14 protein-coding genes and 1 tRNA gene are annotated in these 16,902 nt (G+C 62.2%); 9 read left to right on the forward strand and 6 right to left on the reverse strand.

Annotated elements, in window-relative coordinates:
* Complete coding sequence (locus tag MHX63_RS03095) at positions 1-2,379, reverse strand: DEAD/DEAH box helicase (protein ID WP_239387204.1); 2,379 nt, start codon at positions 2,377-2,379, stop codon at positions 1-3.
* A 264-nt stretch (positions 2,380-2,643) separates the two neighbouring features.
* Between MHX63_RS03095 and MHX63_RS03100 the strand changes: the two genes are divergently transcribed.
* From MHX63_RS03100 to MHX63_RS03110, 3 genes are all read left to right on the forward strand, one after another.
* Positions 2,644-2,847, forward strand: a complete 204-nt coding sequence (locus tag MHX63_RS03100) for a cold-shock protein (protein WP_239387205.1) — start codon at positions 2,644-2,646, stop codon at positions 2,845-2,847.
* Positions 2,848-3,072: 225 nt separating this feature from the next.
* Entirely contained in the window at positions 3,073-6,078 is a 3,006-nt protein-coding gene (topA, locus tag MHX63_RS03105; protein WP_239387206.1) for a type I DNA topoisomerase, read from the forward strand.
* A 41-nt stretch (positions 6,079-6,119) separates the two neighbouring features.
* Positions 6,120-7,022: a CoA transferase gene (locus tag MHX63_RS03110; RefSeq protein WP_239387207.1), complete on the forward strand. Its 903-nt coding sequence runs from the start codon at positions 6,120-6,122 to the stop codon at positions 7,020-7,022.
* On the opposite strand, the gene MHX63_RS03115 is transcribed toward MHX63_RS03110, so the two are convergent.
* The gene (locus tag MHX63_RS03115; RefSeq protein WP_239387208.1) at positions 7,019-8,551 is read right to left on the reverse strand and encodes an adenylate/guanylate cyclase domain-containing protein; all 1,533 of its coding nucleotides are present in this window, start codon (positions 8,549-8,551) and stop codon (positions 7,019-7,021) included. The genes MHX63_RS03110 and MHX63_RS03115 overlap by 4 nt on opposite strands.
* 76 nt (positions 8,552-8,627) lie before the next feature.
* Here MHX63_RS03115 and MHX63_RS03120 point away from each other — a divergent pair, with 76 nt between their 5' ends.
* The 3 genes from MHX63_RS03120 (at position 8,628) to MHX63_RS03130 (ending at position 10,527) form a co-directional block, all read left to right on the forward strand.
* Positions 8,628-9,878, forward strand: a complete 1,251-nt coding sequence (locus MHX63_RS03120) for a DNA polymerase III subunit delta' (RefSeq protein ID WP_239387209.1) — start codon at positions 8,628-8,630, stop codon at positions 9,876-9,878.
* A gap of 83 nt (positions 9,879-9,961) precedes the next feature.
* Positions 9,962-10,037, forward strand: a tRNA-Thr gene (locus MHX63_RS03125).
* Positions 10,038-10,245: 208 nt separating this feature from the next.
* Complete coding sequence (locus MHX63_RS03130; RefSeq protein WP_239387210.1) at positions 10,246-10,527, forward strand: hypothetical protein; 282 nt, start codon at positions 10,246-10,248, stop codon at positions 10,525-10,527.
* A 97-nt stretch (positions 10,528-10,624) separates the two neighbouring features.
* Here MHX63_RS03130 and MHX63_RS03135 read toward each other — a convergent pair whose 3' ends face one another.
* The 4 genes from MHX63_RS03135 to MHX63_RS10475 form a co-directional block, all read right to left on the reverse strand.
* A complete protein-coding gene (locus MHX63_RS03135) occupies positions 10,625-11,605 on the reverse strand; it encodes a diaminopimelate dehydrogenase (RefSeq protein WP_239387211.1) in 981 nt (326 codons plus the stop codon).
* Between the two features lie 151 nt (positions 11,606-11,756).
* Positions 11,757-13,106 carry an amino acid permease gene (locus MHX63_RS03140; protein ID WP_239387362.1) on the reverse strand — a complete coding sequence of 450 codons (1,350 nt, stop codon included), beginning with the start codon at positions 13,104-13,106 and terminating at the stop codon, positions 11,757-11,759.
* Between the two features lie 249 nt (positions 13,107-13,355).
* On the reverse strand, positions 13,356-14,066 hold the full coding sequence (locus tag MHX63_RS03145) for a response regulator transcription factor (RefSeq protein ID WP_239387212.1): 711 nt from the start codon (positions 14,064-14,066) through the stop codon (positions 13,356-13,358).
* A gap of 347 nt (positions 14,067-14,413) precedes the next feature.
* Positions 14,414-15,778: a histidine kinase gene (locus tag MHX63_RS10475; protein WP_239387213.1), complete on the reverse strand. Its 1,365-nt coding sequence runs from the start codon at positions 15,776-15,778 to the stop codon at positions 14,414-14,416.
* Positions 15,779-16,078: 300 nt separating this feature from the next.
* Between MHX63_RS10475 and MHX63_RS03155 the strand changes: the two genes are divergently transcribed.
* The 3 genes from MHX63_RS03155 to MHX63_RS03165 all read left to right on the forward strand — a co-directional run bounded on the left by MHX63_RS03155 (position 16,079) and on the right by MHX63_RS03165 (position 16,784).
* Positions 16,079-16,264 (forward strand): lichenicidin alpha family lanthipeptide, encoded by a 186-nt coding sequence (locus tag MHX63_RS03155; protein ID WP_239387214.1) that lies wholly within the window; start codon positions 16,079-16,081, stop codon positions 16,262-16,264.
* A gap of 115 nt (positions 16,265-16,379) precedes the next feature.
* Entirely contained in the window at positions 16,380-16,538 is a 159-nt protein-coding gene (locus tag MHX63_RS03160; protein WP_192816624.1) for a class II lanthipeptide, LchA2/BrtA2 family, read from the forward strand.
* 84 nt (positions 16,539-16,622) lie between these two features.
* Positions 16,623-16,784, forward strand: coding sequence for a hypothetical protein (locus MHX63_RS03165; RefSeq protein WP_153245959.1), 162 nt, complete (start codon positions 16,623-16,625; stop codon positions 16,782-16,784).
* The last annotated feature ends 118 nt before the right edge of the window (positions 16,785-16,902 follow it).

A 16,902-nucleotide genomic window follows, 5' to 3' on the forward strand; every position in this document is an offset into this window, starting at 1 on the left:
CTAACCCGCCGCCTCGGCCAGCGTCCGCAACAACAACACCGCGCCCGCCTTGAACAGCGGATCATTGCCGTTGCCGCACTTCGGCGACTGCACACAAGACGGGCAACCGGACTCGCACTCGCAGTTCTCCACGGTCTCGGCGGTGGCGGCCATCCACTCGGCAAAACGTGCAAAGCCCTGTTCGGCGAAGCCCGCGCCACCCGCATAACCGTCGTACACGAACACCGTCGGCAGGCCCGTATCTGAATGCAAAGCGGTAGAAACGCCACCAATATCCCAGCGGTCGCACGTCGCAATCAGCGGCAACAGGCCGATCGCTGCATGCTCCGCAGCATGCAACGTCCCCGGCCACGTCGGCTCCGGCAACCCCAGATCCAGCAGCACGTCCGGGTCCACGGTATAAGCCACCGCGCGGGTGCGCAGCGACTCCGGCGGCACGTCCAGCGGTACGGTCTCCAAAATCTCGCCACCCGGCAGGCGCTTCCGATAACCGCTGACGGTATGCGAAACCTCCACGTCCACATCCGCCAGCCAAACCCCTTCGCAGACCTTGCGCGTCCCCCGGGTGCGCCGTACCGCAATGTCGGTATCACGGATCACCTGGGTGGTGTACTCCGGGAACTCCGGCCGCACCCACGCCACGGATTCCTCCAGATCCAGCAGCTGCACCACGAACGTATCGCCCTGGTGTATGTACACCGCCCCGGTGTGCACGTCCGACGTCGCGCGCGACTGATCCACCGTGCCTAGCAGTCGGCCGGAATCAGCCTCCACGATCGCCACCTGGGCCGCCGCCCCGCCGCGAATCGATACCTGCGAATGCACCTGTTCCGCCACCTTCAGATCCGCGAAAATACCCCGTGGCCTGCGCTTCAGTGCGCCCTGGCGCAGCAGGTGCTCCACCACTCGCTCCGCACCCCAGTGCGTAATCTCCGCCTCGGACAGTGGCTTTTCCGCCGCCGCGCACACCACGTGGTCTGCCAGCACGTAGGGGTTCGTCGGGTCGAACACTGTGTTCTCCACCGGCCGGTCGAGCAAAGCCTCCGGGTGGTGCAGAAGGTACGTATCCATCGGATCGTCCGCGCCGACCAACACCACTAGCGCACCCTGCCCGCGCCTGCCCGCGCGGCCCGCCTGCTGGCGGAAGCTCGCGATCGTGCCGGGGAAGCCGCTGGTCACCACCACATCCAGTCCGCCGACGTCGATGCCCAGCTCCAGTGCATTCGTCGAGGCGATGCCCAGTAGCTCGCCGTTGTCGAAGCGACGCTCCAGCTCGCGGCGATCCTCCGGGGTGTAACCCGCGCGATAGGCCGCCACCCGCACCGCATCCGCGCTGCGCCCCAGCGCCGACAGTTTCTCTGCGGCGGCGACGGAAACCACTTCCGCCCCGCGCCGGGAGCGCACGAATGTCAGCGTACGCGCGCCTTGGGCGATCGCCAGCGCCATCACGTCCGCGGCTTCGGAGTTCGCTGCCCGCCGCACCGGCGCGCCGTTTTCTCCCTCCACGTCCGGCAGGAACCCCGGCTCCCACAGCGCGACGGTTCGCTCGCCCGCGGGCGCCCCGTCACGGGTCACTGCCACCACCTCTGGCCGCCCCGTCAGCCGGCGCGCATGTGCCGCCGGATCCACACTGGTTGCAGATGCCAAAACGATGGTCGGCGCCGTTCCACACAGCCGCAGCAGCCGTCGCAGCACCATCGCCACGTGCGCGCCGAACACCCCGCGGTACACGTGGCACTCATCGATCACCACATAGCGCAGCGTGCGCAGCAGTCGGCTCCACGACTGTGGGTTCCCCAGGATCGAGGCGTGCAGCATGTCCGGGTTCGTCACGATCACCCGCGCCTGGTCGCGGATCACCCGCCGCGTCTCGGGCGGGGTGTCGCCGTCGTAGGTGGCCACCATGATGTCGTTCAGGTTCGCCGCGCCCGCGCACATCCGTGCCAACGCCGCCCGCTGGTCCTGCGCCAATGCCTTCGTCGGCGCAATATAGAGGGCCGTCGCGGTACTCGCCGTAGCGAGGTCGCTCAGGGCTGCTAGTTGGTAGCCGAGGCTCTTTCCGGACGCCGTGCCGGTGGCAACCACCACATCCCGCCCCGCATGTGCGTAGTTCGCGGTCTCCACCTGGTGCGACCAGGGGTTAGAAATGCCCTGTTCATGTAGATATTCCACTAAAGTCTCGTCGACCCAGTCCGGCCACTGCGTCGTTTGCGACGGGCGGGCGGGGATGGTGCGCGTATGGGTGACGGTGGAGCGCGGAAACTCGGGCGTCAGATCGGCCAACAGTTCCTCGCCGAACGACGGGGCCGTGCCGCTCGCTGCGCTGTTTGCCGTGCCGCCGGGCGCGGAGTCTGGGGTAGGGGGCGTGGGGTCGGACATTAAAGTCAGTTCTAGACCCATTAGGGGGTGGATACAAGTCATTGTCCTGCGGAATCCACACTCGTTCGAATGTTTAACCCGCAACGTGGCAGACTATAGTGTGGTTATTAAAATCCTCGGAACTTTTCCGCTCGCCTCGGCGTGAGGTGGGGTCTCGTTGGGTTTTGGGCCGAATGGGTTGGAAACGAAGTATCTTCCGACCTCGGCGTTTGGTGGTCGCAGAAGACTTGCGCCGGACAGATTCAACAAGATAGGTAGAAATTCATGGCACAGGGAACCGTCAAGTGGTTCAACGCAGAGAAGGGCTTCGGCTTCATCGCCCCGGACGACGGATCTTCCGACGTCTTCGTCCACTATTCTGAGGTCCAGGGCAGCGGCTTCCGCACCCTTGAGGAGAACCAGAAGGTCGAGTTCGAGATCGGCGAGGGCGCCAAGGGCCCGCAGGCTCAAAACGTCACGGCTCTTTAAAACCCGCAGGGTTTCAGCAAGCCCCCGCCCACGGTGCATCTCGCGCCCTGGCGGGGGCTTCGCCGATTAAGGCTGGGCCTACCCCGGTTGCAAATAAATTGCGTAAACCGCGTAGTGTCGCTTAGAAATGCGTAAGTGGCCCCCGGAAAGAACCATTGCGATAAACCTGTATAAACAATGGCACCCGGCAAACTTAAAATTTTGAAGGATGTGTGAGATCAACCGATGGCAAACGATGACGTCAAGCGTCTAGTGATCGTTGAGTCGGCGACGAAGGCCAAGAAGATCGCCCCGATCCTGGGGTCGAACTACATCGTCGAGGCTTCCGTCGGGCACATCCGTGACCTCCCCCGGGGCGCGGCAGACGTACCGGCGAAGTATAAGAAGGAGCCATGGGCGCGTCTGGGCGTCAACGTCGATAAAGATTTCGAGGCGCTCTACGTCGTCAGCCCGGACAAGAAAAAGAAGGTCTCCGACCTGAAGGCCAAACTCAAGCAGGTCGATGAGCTGTACCTGGCGACAGACCCCGACCGTGAGGGTGAGGCTATCGCGTGGCACCTGCTCGAGGTGCTGAAGCCGAAGGTGCCGGTGCGCCGCATGGTTTTCCACGAGATTACGAAGAACGCCATCCTCAAGGCCGCACAGAACACCCGCGAGCTCGATTACGACCTGGTCGATGCGCAGGAATCCCGCCGCGTACTGGATCGCCTGTACGGCTACGAGGTCTCCCCGGTGCTGTGGAAGAAGGTCATGCCGCGACTATCCGCCGGTCGCGTGCAGTCCGTCGCCACCCGCGTGATCGTGGAGCGCGAGCGCGAGCGCATGAAGTTTATCGCCGCCGAGTACTGGGACTTGAGCGCCACGTTCGGCGTGGTAGATGCTGTTTCTTCTTCTCTTGATGACGCCGCCCCGGACTCCTTTGAAGCACGGTTGGCAACGGTCGCCGGCAAGCGCGTGGCTCAGGGCCGTGACTTTGGCGACGACGGCAAGCTGAAGGCCAGCGCAAAGGAAACATTTGTCCTGGATAGGGCGAAGGCGAAGTCCCTGGCCGACGGACTGCAGGGCCAGGAGTTCGCCGTGACGGCGGTGGAGGAAAAGCCCTACACTCGCCGCCCGTACCCGCCGTTTATGACCTCCACCCTGCAGCAGGAGGCCGGCCGCAAGCTCCGCTTTACCTCAGAGCGCACGATGCGCATTGCTCAGCGCCTGTACGAAAACGGCCACATTACTTATATGCGTACCGACTCGACCACCCTGTCGACCGCCGGTATCGAGGCCGCCCGCAGGCAGGCCAAGGAGCTCTACGGAGCGAAGTTCGTGGCCGACGGCCCGCGCCAGTACTCCCGCAAAGTGAAGAACTCGCAGGAGGCCCACGAGGCAATCCGCCCGGCGGGCGAGACCTTCCAGACTCCCGGCCAGCTAAGCAACCAGCTGGATGCCGAGGAGTTCAAACTCTACGAGCTGATTTGGCAGCGCACCGTGGCCTCCCAGATGGCCGACGCGAAGGGCCAGTCCATGAAGCTCACCGTCGCCGGCGACGCAAAGTCGGGCGAGACCTGTGAATTTACCGCAACCGGGCGCACCCTGACCTTTCCAGGATTCCTGAAGGCCTACGTGGAGGTCAGCCGCACCGCCGATGGCCGCGACGTCGCCGATAACGCGGAAAAGCGACTGCCGCAGCTGACCAAGGGCGACGAGCTGAACGCGCGGGACGTGGCCGCCGACGGCCACTCGACGAACCCGCCTGCCCGCTATACCGAGGCCTCGCTGGTGAAGAAGATGGAGGAGATGGGCATTGGCCGCCCGTCGACCTATGCATCCATCATTCGCACCATCCAGGACCGCGGCTACGTGCTGCCGCGCGGCAACGCACTGGTGCCATCGTGGGTGGCCTTCGCCGTCGTCGGCCTGCTGGAGCAGAACTTCGGTGCCCTGGTGGACTACGACTTCACCTCCGCGATGGAAGACGAGCTGGATGCCATCGCCGCCGGAGATCAGGACCGCGTGAACTGGCTGAAGGGCTTCTACTTCGGCGATAGCTCCCGCCCGGAGGCTCCGGGCGCGGTGGTGCCCCGCCTGGGTGGCTTGAAGCACATCGTGGGCGACAACCTGGAGCAGATCGATGCCCGCCGGGTGAACTCCCTGCACATCTTCGACGATGAAAACGGCGTGCCGATCGTCGTCCGCGTGGGCCGCTACGGCCCCTACCTGGAGCGCATCAAGCCGGTACCGGCAGGGGCGCCGGAGGGTACCGAGCCGGAGGTGCAGCGCGCCAACCTGCCGGAATCCATGACCCCGGACGGGCTGACCCTGGAGGTGGCCGAGAAGCTCTTCGCCACCCCGCAGGGTGGCCGAGAGCTGGGCACCAACCCGGCCAACGGGCGCACTATCGTTGCCCGCGAGGGACGCTACGGCCCTTACGTCACCGAGGTGCTCGGCGAAGACGAGGAATCCCGAGTGGCCGAGGAGGCCGTGAAGGTCTGGGAGGCCGAGCGCGACGAGCAGGATCGCGAGCGTGAGGCTGAGGGCAAGAAGCCGCTGAGCCGCGAGACCAAGACAGCGCAGGCGCAGAAGGAAAAACGCGTCAAGCAGATCGTCGAGGAGACACTGAAGCCCAAGACCGCCAGCTTGTTCAGCGGCATGGAGCCAGCCAGCGTGACGCTGGAGGAGGCTTTGAAGCTCATGAGCCTGCCGCGCGAGGTGGGCGTCGACCCGAGCGACAACGAGGTGATCACCGCCCAGAACGGTCGCTACGGCCCCTACCTCAAGAAGGGCAAGGATTCCCGCTCGCTGGCCAACGAGGAGCAGATCTTTACGATCACCCTCGACGAAGCTCGTCGCATTTACGCCGAGCCGAAGCGCCGCGGCCGAGCGGCCGCGCAGCCGCCGCTGAAGCAGCTGGGTGATAACGACGTGTCCGGCAAGCCGATGACCGTCAAGGACGGTCGCTTCGGCGCTTATGTCACGGATGGCACCACCAATGCCTCCCTGCGCAAGGGCGATACTCCGGAGACGATGACTGACGCCCGCGCGAACGAGCTGCTGTCGGAGCGGCGCGCCAAGCAGGCAGCCGAGGGTTCGGCACCTGCGAAGTCGAGCCGCAAGGCCGCAAAGAAGTCGGCCAAGAAAACGACGAAGAAGACGACCAAGAAGGCCGCAAAGAAGACGACGAAAAAGACGGCGAAGAAGCCACCGACGCTCACCAAGCGCACGGTGAAGAAGTCTCGCTAAATCGCCCTTACTTTTGGTTGGGAACTGATACGTTCATCAGCATGCACCAGCTCCCGAACTTCACCGTCGTCACCCTGGCCCCGAACCTGCCAGGCCCCGTTGCCGCCAAGCGCCTGCATGAGCTCGGCGGCACCGTCATCAAGGTCGAAGGCCCCGGCAAGGCTGCCGACCCCATGCGCCTGTACTGCGAGCCCTACTACCAGCACTTGGTGGAGGGGCAGGAGGTGCGCAGCATCGACCTGAAGAAGGAATCCGGCCTGCAGGAACTACACGAACTGCTGGCAGAGGCGGACCTGCTGCTCACCAGCTCCCGCCCTGCCTCGCTGCAGCGCCTGGGGCTCGGCTGGGAAGACCTCCGCGCGCGCTACCCGTCCCTGGCGCAGGTGGCGATCGTTGGCCACTCCGGAGAGCACGTCGACGTCGCCGGCCACGACCTGACCTATGAAGCACACGCAGGCACCCTTTCCTTTAATGGCGATGAGCCCGTCATGCCCGTGGTGCCTATCGCCGACCTGGCAGGCGCGGAACGCGCCGTCTCGCAGGCGCTGACAGCCCTGTGGCAGGCTAGCGCTACCGGTCAGGGCACTTACCACGAGGTCGCCCTGGCCGACATGGCCACGGAGTTTGCCACGCCCGCCCGCTTCCGCCTGACCGGACCGGACACTCTGCTTGGTGGCCTTCTGCCAGGTTATGGCCTCTACCAGGCCGAGTGCGGGGGCTGGGTGGCTATCGCTGCGCTGGAGCCGCATTTCTTCGTCGGCCTCATCGAGGCGCTGCACGAGGAAGGCCTGCTGCCGGAGGGCACCACGGCCGAAAAGCTGCAATCCAAGGGGATCACCGCCGAGCAGCTGGCCGCGGCAGTGGGGCAGAAGACGGCGGCGTGGTGGGACGAGGTGGCGTCGAAAAGAAACCTCCCCATCGCCGCAGTACGGCGCGGGGCCTAAGCCTCCGAACGGTCGGCCAAGGTCGCGCGGATGGGGCGGGCGATCTGCGTCATCTCGCGGCGGCCGCGCAGCTCCACGGACTTCATCATGGTCCAGCGGGCCTGCTCGGCCTCGTTGGCCGCGCGCAGAGTTACGGCACTTGTCAGCACCTGTCCGGGGGTGTTCTTCGCCAGATCCGTCAGGCGGGCGGCCTGGTTCACAGCGTCGCCGATGACGGTGTACTCGAAGCGATCCTTCGCGCCGATGTGCCCTGCGACGACGGACCCGGCGGCCACGCCGACTCCCGCGGCGAATTCCAAGCCCTGCAGCTTCGCCTTTAGCTCGCGGGCGGCGGCCAGGGCGTGGCCGGCCACATCGTCCAGCGGCAGAGGTGCACCGAATACGGCTAGCGCGGCATCACCCTCGAACTTGTTGATGATGCCCTTGTTGGCGTGCACGACCTCCACCACGCGGTCGAAGAACTCGTTGAGGGCCTTCACCACGTGCTGCGGTTCCTTCTCCGTGGCAAACCCGGTGGAGCCGATCACGTCCACGAAGAGCACGGCCACGTGCCGAGTTTCGCCGCCTAGCTCCGGCTTTTCCTCCAGCGCGCGGCGGGCGACCTCGGTGCCGACATAGCGGCCGAAGAGGTCCGAGACCCGCTGGCGCTCCTGCAGACCGCGCATCATCTCGTTGAAGCCGGCCTGCAGCACGCCGATCTCCGAGGAGTCGTAGATTCGCACGTCCGTGTTCACCTTGCCCCGGCGCACGCGGTTGATGGCGTATTGCAGTTCGCGGATCGGGTCGGCCACAGCCATTGAGAACAACATGGTTCCCATGAAGCCGGTCAGTAGAGTGGTCAGCGCCAGTGCCAGCATCGCCGGGATGATGCCGCGCGAGCTTTCGGGGTAGAAGTCGGTGGCCGCGGCGAAGAGCAGCAGCACCATGCCCAGCACGGGCACGGCGGAGGTCAGTGCCCACGTCGTCATCAGGCGGTGCGACAGCGGGGAGAGCCGCGAGTGGTCCGGTGCGCCCTTTGCCAGCGCCTTCGCGGCGACCGGGCGCACCAGGCGCTCGGCCTCCATGTACGTCATCAGGCTCACCATCATGCCGCCGAGCGTGGCCGTCACGCCGACGGTTATGCCCCATTCGGTGCTATGCCTCCAGGCCACGACGGTGAACAGCACCACCCCGATGCCCCACAGCACAATGCCCGTGATTGTCTGCAGCAACGGAATGCGTAGCACCAGGTCGCGCACCATGTTCGGGTCGTAGGCCTGCGGCGTGCGCTGCCAGCGCAGCACGGGGGCGAAGAAGTACAACGTCATCGCGATGCCGGCGACCACGGCCACCCCGAAGTAGATCAGGTACAGCGAGGCGATGGTGGTGTCCGGGCTCGTCAGCTCGCGCGCGGCGGGCAGGGGGATGAAGAAACGCAGGAACGTCGCCACGGCGGTCGCGCCGATGACGTTCGTGGCCAGAACGGTTGCTGCGTACAGGGGCCAGGAGGTGCCCCAGGCCCACGAGAGGTAGCGCAGCAGTTGTTTCATGCCCTTCAGATTAACTCACGCCGCCCCGCGTCGGGTGCGTCTGCCCTGTCCTCGTCGATAGCTACACTGAGTAACCATGACGGAAACCACGCCGGCCACTACCGTGGCCACTACCCGGGCCACCGCCGCCGAAGACGCGCCAGGGGTTTTCGGGCGCATCACGGCGGAATCTGTCCGCAGCCCGCTGCAGAGGGCTGTGGAGGATCCGCAGGCGATGACCCATTCGTGGCTGTTTACCGGCCCACCCGGTTCGGGGCGGTCCATCGCGGCGAAGGTCTTCGCCACCGCTTTGGTGTGCCCGCACGGCGGCTGTGGCGAGTGCGACCAGTGCCGTAGTGTCGCCGCGGGCACGCACCCGGACATCCTGTGGGTCTCCACCACGGGCGTGGTGCTGACGGTCGACGAGATCCGCGGCGCCATCCACGAGGCCGCAAACATGCCCACCGTCGCCCGCTGGCGCGTGGTGGTTGTGGAAGATGCCGACCGCCTGAACGATGCCGCCGCCAACGCTTTGTTGAAGTCCGTCGAGGAACCACCCGCCCGCACCGTCTTCCTGCTCTGCGCGCCTTCGACCGACCCTTCGGACATTGCGATCACCCTGCGGTCGCGCTGCCGCCACGTTTATGTGCCCACTCCCTCGCCGGCGGCGGTCAAGGGTGTTTTGCTTAGTGACGCCACTTTAGGGCTCAATGAAACTCAAGCCCAATGGGCCGCCGACGTGTCGGCCGGACACATTGGAAGGGCCCGCCACCTGGCCAGCGACGAGGCCGCCCGCACCAAACGCGCCACCGCGCTGAAGCTGCCGCAGCTGGTGTACGAGCCTAACGCACTGTATCGCTTCACCTCCGAGCTGGTGAAGAAGGCCGAGGAGGAGGCCGCCAGCGAGCTGGAGAAGCTGGATCAGCGGGAGCGTGAGGAGCTGGAGAGCAGCCTTGGCGTGGGTGCGAAAGGCAAGGGTGCTGCAAAGGCCCAGCGGGGGGCGTCCGGAAGAATGAAAGAGCTAGAAAAAGAGCAGAAGAACCGGCGCACCAGAAGAACCCGCGACTCGCTTGACCTGGCGCTGATCGACATTGCCGGGCTGTACCGCGACGCGATGCTGCAGGCCGCGGGCGCGGTGGATGGCGATGGCGTGCTGGTGGGCGGCCACCAGCACCCGGACATGGCGGCAACGTCGAAGGAACTGGCGCGCCGCAACAGTGCATCGGCGATGATGAGCTGCATCGATGCGGTGATGGAATGCCGCGAGGTGCTGGGGTACAACGTGCGGCCTGAGGTGGCACTGGATGCGATGGCGGGGCGCCTACAGCAGTGCTGTGGGGTGGCCTAGCGGGTATCCGGGCTAACCCCAGATGGCGTTTTGGTGCTCAGGGTTTGCGTCGGCTAGGATTACGCTTCGTACTTAATGTACGCGCCGCTTTAGCTCAGTCGGCAGAGCGTTTCACTCGTAATGAAAAGGTCGCGAGTTCGATTCTCGCAAGCGGCTCCATGTGATGTCCCACAGCATTCTTGACAGTTTGCTGTGGGACATTTTGATTGCTAGCGACTGCTAACGTTTCGCCACTTATAAGCGTTTGGCTAAACAAAGCACTTCCAAGCTCACGAGTCTACGTCCAATCAGCCATGGAACCGCACCCGGGGGCAAAGAAGGTTTTTGCACATCCCTACCCGAACTCCTTCAGAAAGGATTCCTCCCAATGAAGATTCGCAAGTCGCTCATCGCTGGTGTTACCGCCGCAACCGTCACCGCGTGTCTCGCCACACCTGCCCAGGCCGAAACCCACACCCCCACCACTCAAGTACAGGCTGCAGAAACTCCGAACACCAAGTCCCCGCTCGGCTCAGTGAACACCATCTGGGAAAACACCCCGGCTTGGCTGCGCTTCCCCCTCTTTGCACCGCTGGGAATCATCTGGGCCGTTATTTACAACCTAGTTGGCCTTCAGAACTCCAAAGGGCCATCCGGCAGTCTTTCTTAACCCGGTGTCGGAAGTTCGATTCTCGTAAGCCGCTCCACTAAAAACCGTCCAACCTGCGGGAATACCAGCAGGCGGAGGTCGGGTTTTGTGTTGGATGCTACAGCTTCTTGGTTACAAGGTCGTCCAGAGGCTCCGCAGACAGCAGATAGGGTGCTACCTCGAAGACCGTGCGGGCGCCCGTCTCGCCAGCCTGACGCATACGCCATGCTGCGCGGCCGTAGGCCACCTGCACCGCAGCGGTGAAGTCGGGGTTGCGCTCCAGCTCTAGGCCGAACTCAATCACGTGACCGGAAGTGCCCGCCTGGCCGCGGGTAATCACCTGCCCGCCGTGTGGCATGCCCTGGTGGTCGCGCTCGAACTCAGCTTCGGAGACGAACTCCACGATCGTCTCGTAGGGCGCGAAGTAGTCCGGCATCGTCACGATTGCCTCGCGGATCTGCTCCTTCAACTTCTTATCCGCCGCCGCATCGCCGGTTTCCTCAGCCACCACGAAGCAGTGGCGCAGGTGGCACTCGTTGGCCTTCAGATCCGCGCCCTCGCCTCGCTTCACGGCCTCGATAGCCTCCGGATTTGGCTTGGTGTACTGCACACCCTTGGCCACGCCGGGCACGCGACGCACTGCATCGGAGTGACCCTGCGAGAGTCCAGGCCCCCAGAACGTCATCTGGTCGGCTCCCGGCAGCACCGCTCCGCCGAGCACACGGTTCAAGGAGAAGATGCCCGGATCCCAACCGGTGGAAATCATCGCAATGTTCTCGCCCTCTTGCGCGGACTTGTCCATGACCGCTCGGTAGTTCGGGATCTCGCCGTGGTTGTCGTAAGTATCGACTGTGGTGAAGTGCTTGGCCAGTTCAGGGGCCTGCGCTGGGACGTCGGTGGCACTGCCCAGGCAGACGAAGAGCACGTCTACTTCATCCTTGTGCTTTTCCACGTCCGCAGCTGGCAGAACACGGGCCTGCGTATCGAGGGAATCGCGGCGGGAGAACACACCGACGAGTTCCATGTCGGGCTGGTCGGCGATAACCTTCTCAACGCTGCGACCCAGGTTTCCATAGCCAATGATGGCGGTGCGAATCATGCGGGGGAGTCCTTTCTAGATGTCCTCGTGCGGGCGCGATATTCGCCCGACAGGAAGGCGGGGAACCGTATTTAGATCCAGCCTATCCTCCTTTCGCTACCTGTCACTACCTGCCCCTTTAGCCGTGCTGTTGGTGCATCCGCGGTGAGCTCTATTGGAGGGAGGAGGGCAGGGGCAGCTTCTCGAAGGGGCTCAACCCACGGATGGCGGAGTTGGCGAAGCTGGCTACGACCAAGATCGCAAACATCGTCGCTGCAGAGAAAAGCTGCACCCGGGAACCCGGATCCGTCAGCATCAGCAACGCCAGCCCTGCCAGTACAACCAGCGTGGCGATGGTCATCCAGGGGTAGCCCCACATGCGGATCGGCAACGCTCCGCTCGCCTGCTGCTCCAGGCGGGGGCGCAGGCGTAGCTGTGAGACGACGATGAACGTCCAAACGATCAGCAGCGATGCACCCGCGGAGTTCAGCATGAATGTCAGTAGCCAGCCGGTATCCAGGTAGTTCAGCACCACCATCACCACCGCTAGCGCGACCGACAACAGGATTGCCGCCACCGGCACGCCCCGACTGTCGACGCGGGCGAAAATCTTCGGCGCCTCGTGGCGCTTGGCCAGGGAAAACACCATGCGGCTGGAGGCGTAGATCTGCGCGTTGAAAGCGGAAAGCAGTGCCAGCACAATGATGGCCTCCATAAAACCGACCACGCCCGGGATGCCCGCCAGGTTCAGCACCTGGGTGAAGGGACTATCGGCCGCGTTCTCTGCCTGCCCCAGCGAAGAATGCGGCAGCAGGAAGGTAATCACCAGCACGGATCCTAGGTAGAAAAGGGAAATGCGGGTGATGGTGGTGCGCACCGCGTTGACCAGGGAGCGCTCCGGGTTTTCGGATTCCGCTGCTGCGATGGCCACGATCTCGATGCCGCCGAAGGCGAAGGCCACGGCCAGAATCGCTGTGGCCACGCCGCCCACGCCGTTGGGCATGAAGCCATCGGCCGTGAACACCTCCGTGCCGATGAAAGTGTGCCCCGGTAGCAGGCCGAAGATCAGCAGGAAACCGATGACCAGGAAGGCCACCAGCACGGCTACCTTGATGAAGGCGAACCAGAACTCGAACTCGCCGAAAGCGCTGATCTGCAGCAGGTTCACCACTCCGAAGAAGATCACGCAGACGGCGGCGGGGATCCAGGCGTCAATACCGAACCAAGCCCCCATAAAGCTCGCCGCACCAGTAATTTCGGCGCCGAGCACCGCGACGGTGGCGAGCCAGTACATCCAACCCTGCGTGAAGCCGGCCCAGCGCCCGATGCCGTGCTCGGCGTATTCGGAGAAAGAGCCGGAAGCGGGGATGACGGTGCCCATCTCTCCCAGCATTTCCATCACCAGGATGGCGATGAGGCCCGCCACGATATAGGCCAGCAGAACGGCCGGGCCGGTGGCCTCGATGCCCACGCCGGTGCCCAGGAATAGGCCGGCGCCGATGGTGGAGCCCAGGCCCATCATCGTAAGGTGGCGGACCTTCAGCCCGTTGCTTAGCTTGTCACTGCCTAACTTGTCATCGCCGGTACGCGAGTTCGCGTGTGAACTGGCGCGATCTGGGGAGGTGGAGGGGGTAGAGCTCATTCCTTAAGAATACGACTTGGCCAAATGCGGCTCTGCCTTGGACTAGCCTTGGACCGGCCTTGAACCAGACTCGGATCAGACTCGGCGCCACAGAACGCAGTTATTTGTACCCCGCGTAAGAGTTTTCGGCTAGTACCCCGCGCGGATTGCACTGATCGCGAGCCGCAGGCGCGAGTCCACCCCGAAGCGCTTCATCAGCGAAGACACGTGCTTCTTTACGGTCGATTCCGCGTAGAGCGCCTTCTTCGCGATCTCCGCGTTGGAGTGCCCCTGGACTAGAAGGTGGAGGGTGGTGCGCTCGCCTTCCGGGATGCTTTCCGGGTCTGGCGCCACGCCGGGTTGCTCTTGTTTATTTGGTGACGCCGACTTCCCCGCCTGCATAGCTGCCCCACCAACAGAGCGTTCGGGGATGAAGTCCACGAGGCGTGAAAGGCACTCGGGAGAGACGGCGGTGCCGCCGTTCATCGCGTCCCGGACGGCTTGGATGAATTGCACGGGGCGGGCGCTTTTGATGATGTATCCCGCGCCGCCGCTGGTGAGGATCTCCAGCATCGTTTCGTCGGTGTCCATGGAAGTCATGGCGACGAACACAGGGGGATTGTCCTGAGATTGCAGGGTGCGGAGTAGCTCGATTCCGCCGACTTCTGGCATGTGGATGTCCGCCAACACGAGGTCGAGGTCTCCCTCTAGTCGCTCGATCTGTTCGAGGGCGACGGCGCCGTTCTCGGCTTCGGCTACGATCTCGATGTCTTTGGCGACAGAGAAGTAGTGCTTTAATGCCGTGAGTACGCATGCGTCGTCATCGACTACGAGGATTCGTGTGGGGGAGCTACTTTCCATGATGGGTTATTTGCACCAAACCATTTCTGGGTTCTTGTCGCAGTTAAAGATGTCATACAGCGCGTAGGGGGTAGTCACAGGAGCTTCAATCCTCGGCGCTGGGATGCTCGCAGTGGCATTTGCAGAGGGGGCAAAGGCTGCGACACTTCCACTTACGGCAGTGATGAGAGCGAGTTTAAGGGCCTTGTTCTTACGCATATCTCTTCCAGTGGTGTTTCGTGGTTGGTTGTGGTGATCAGCGTGTCGCGAGTGTGGCGCGACTGTTTCCGACTTTAGGGAAAAAACTCACTGGGTGCGTTGAGAACGGCTGGGTGGCCAGAGAAAGTAGACTTTCGTACCTCCTTTGCTTAGCGAAAGCTAGCGCTTAGGCACCACACGCTATGGGAACCACATTTCTTCTGCCCTGTTTCGATTGTTCCTCGCGCTTTAGACGCCCAACGGCGAAGACTGACAAGGCCGAGCTTTGAGGACATTAGGGATGATTGACCTTCGGATTCTCCGGTGCCTTCCTTGGCCAGGTTCCAAATTCCAACAGTGTGAGGCTTCGTTTCCTTACCGATGGAGACAATGATGGGGGAGCCTGGCTCAGCGTATTTGATGATGTTGGTTGCCCCCTCCAAGAACAGCCGGTGGATGAGCATGCTCTGGCGCGTTCCCTGGGGAAGGTTTTCTGCGCATTCTTTCTGAGCGATTCCATTGGGAATGCCGTCAGTGTCTGCTGGTGAAAGTGCCAGTAAGGGTGAAGTAGAGGGGGCATGTAGGTGGTGCAGTAATGCATCCGAAGGGGCGCCCAGAGTAAAGAACACCCGAAAGCCGTGCTGAACGACTCTTTCGCGGAACTCTTCCAAGGAATCGGCAACAGCGGGTGCTTCACCGCTGGAGAGCGCCCAGTCTGTCGATCGGAGCAGATCGAGTAGCTTTCGGCTCTGCACCATGGCTTCTCGGCTGCTGTCCGCAATCGTTTCGAGGTTATTGCGGAGTGATTCTTTGTCCAGAAGTTCGTTGTTCGTGTCTTCGTCTGCCTCCGCGTCGAGTTGGAGACGCATGGTTTCGGAGCGCAATACAACGGAAGTTAGGGGGCCAGTCACAGAATCATGGAGAGTGGTAGCGAGCTCCTGGCGGCGTTGCGTTAGTTCTCTCTGCCAGTCCGCGGCCAATTGGTGCCGCCTGCGTTCCTGGAATCCGAAAGCCCAACCAGAAAAGGAGCCAATGAGAAGGAGGATAGACCACATCAGAAGCGCAGAGGGGTCGATGTTGGTAATCAATTCTTCCGATGATTCGACGTCTGTATCAAGTAGCCCCAGAGCCAATGTTCCAAGAGTCACTGCAATGGTGAGTAAGAGTTCACCCGCAAAGGCGATGACACCACAGAATACGGGTGCCAAGAAGATAAAGGCGGGGAATTCATCCACTCCAGAGAGGATCGCCAGAGTAAAGGTAACCAGGAAGAGCAGAGTCGCTAGACGTGGAAAACGCAGGCCGAGGGCAACGAACACGCAGAGGCTAAGCGAGATCAGAATTAGCTCGGTGGAGTAGGCATCAGGGGCGAGAGCAAGGTTCAGCCCGATAGCTACTGCGCATAAGAGAAACACCAGCATGGGAGCTCTGACGTCGCGGTTGCGGGGCCCTTGTCGAGCAGAAGAAGCCGCAGGGCCATTGGCCGTGCGGCTAGAAAAAGGGGATTTTCCAGGTGTTTTTCCGTTTTTAAGCACAGGTACCTTCGGGTGCCAAGAACTGAACTTCGCAATCTACTTTGGGCTACATCAAGTCTACTTTCGTACCGGAACCCCTGTTTGGCCTTTTCTGGAATTGCCTGCGATGCAACTATGGGAATCGAGGAACAACGGCATGAGAAACATGACGTTAGTGAGAATTCGAAGCTTGTTAAGTACGTCGAAAACCGCGGATACTTCGGCTTTCTTGAGGAGACAGAAAAACTCGCATCCTCAGCACCACCGATGCGTGGCCAACCGGTTACGCAAGAACACAACACTCTCGGAGGAGAAACACCAATGGCTCTTGGAACGCATGAGCGCACCACTGCAATTGTCGAGGACCGAGCCCTGCTGGAGCTGGACCTGGAGCTCGATGCTCAGATCCTGACTGACCGCTCCCTGCAGATGGGCATCAGCGACGCTCTGGGTAATGATGGCAAGTACTGCACCCTGTCCGTCGAGTGCATGCCTTCCTGCAACTAGGTCTTCCTTCCTAACCTCACCCAAATTCCACTGTTCAGCGCTACAGCGTCAACACAACCATTGAGAGAACACCACCTAGCTGTAGCTACACCAATCTCAGTAAAGGAGAAACACCATGTCCAACTTCGTCAACCACTACAACAACGACGAGATCCGCAACATGATCAACGATGACCAGGACGTTGACGGCGGTATCGCACCGGCGATCATCGCAGCAACGATCGGCGCTTCTGTTGCACTGTGCCCCACCACTAAGTGCTCCAGCGCTTGCTAAAGCTCACTAAAACCGACGAGAAAAGCTAGCTGGCCTTGGATCGGATAAGCACCCTTCTTGAGGCTAGTGGAAAGGATTCGAAGAATGTCTAAATACACTACTGAAGAATGGGCTTACCCGTTTGTCGGGATGGTGTTCGGTATCGCTGCCGGAGTCACTATGGACAACATGCTCGTTGGAGCCGCGCTTGCCATAATCTTCTCCTTCGTTGGTTATGCGATCGCCCACCGGTCTAAGGACGATTAGTAAAAACTCTCTGGGCATCGTGGTTGTTAGCGAACTATAGCTTCAACCATGATGTCTTTTTTAATACTCATTAGTTTTATTTATTCGCCTTCTGCTGACGCCATAATTCACCACTTTT

The organism is Corynebacterium sp. ACRQK, assembly GCF_022345965.1.
Classification (GTDB): Bacteria; Actinomycetota; Actinomycetes; order Mycobacteriales; family Mycobacteriaceae; genus Corynebacterium.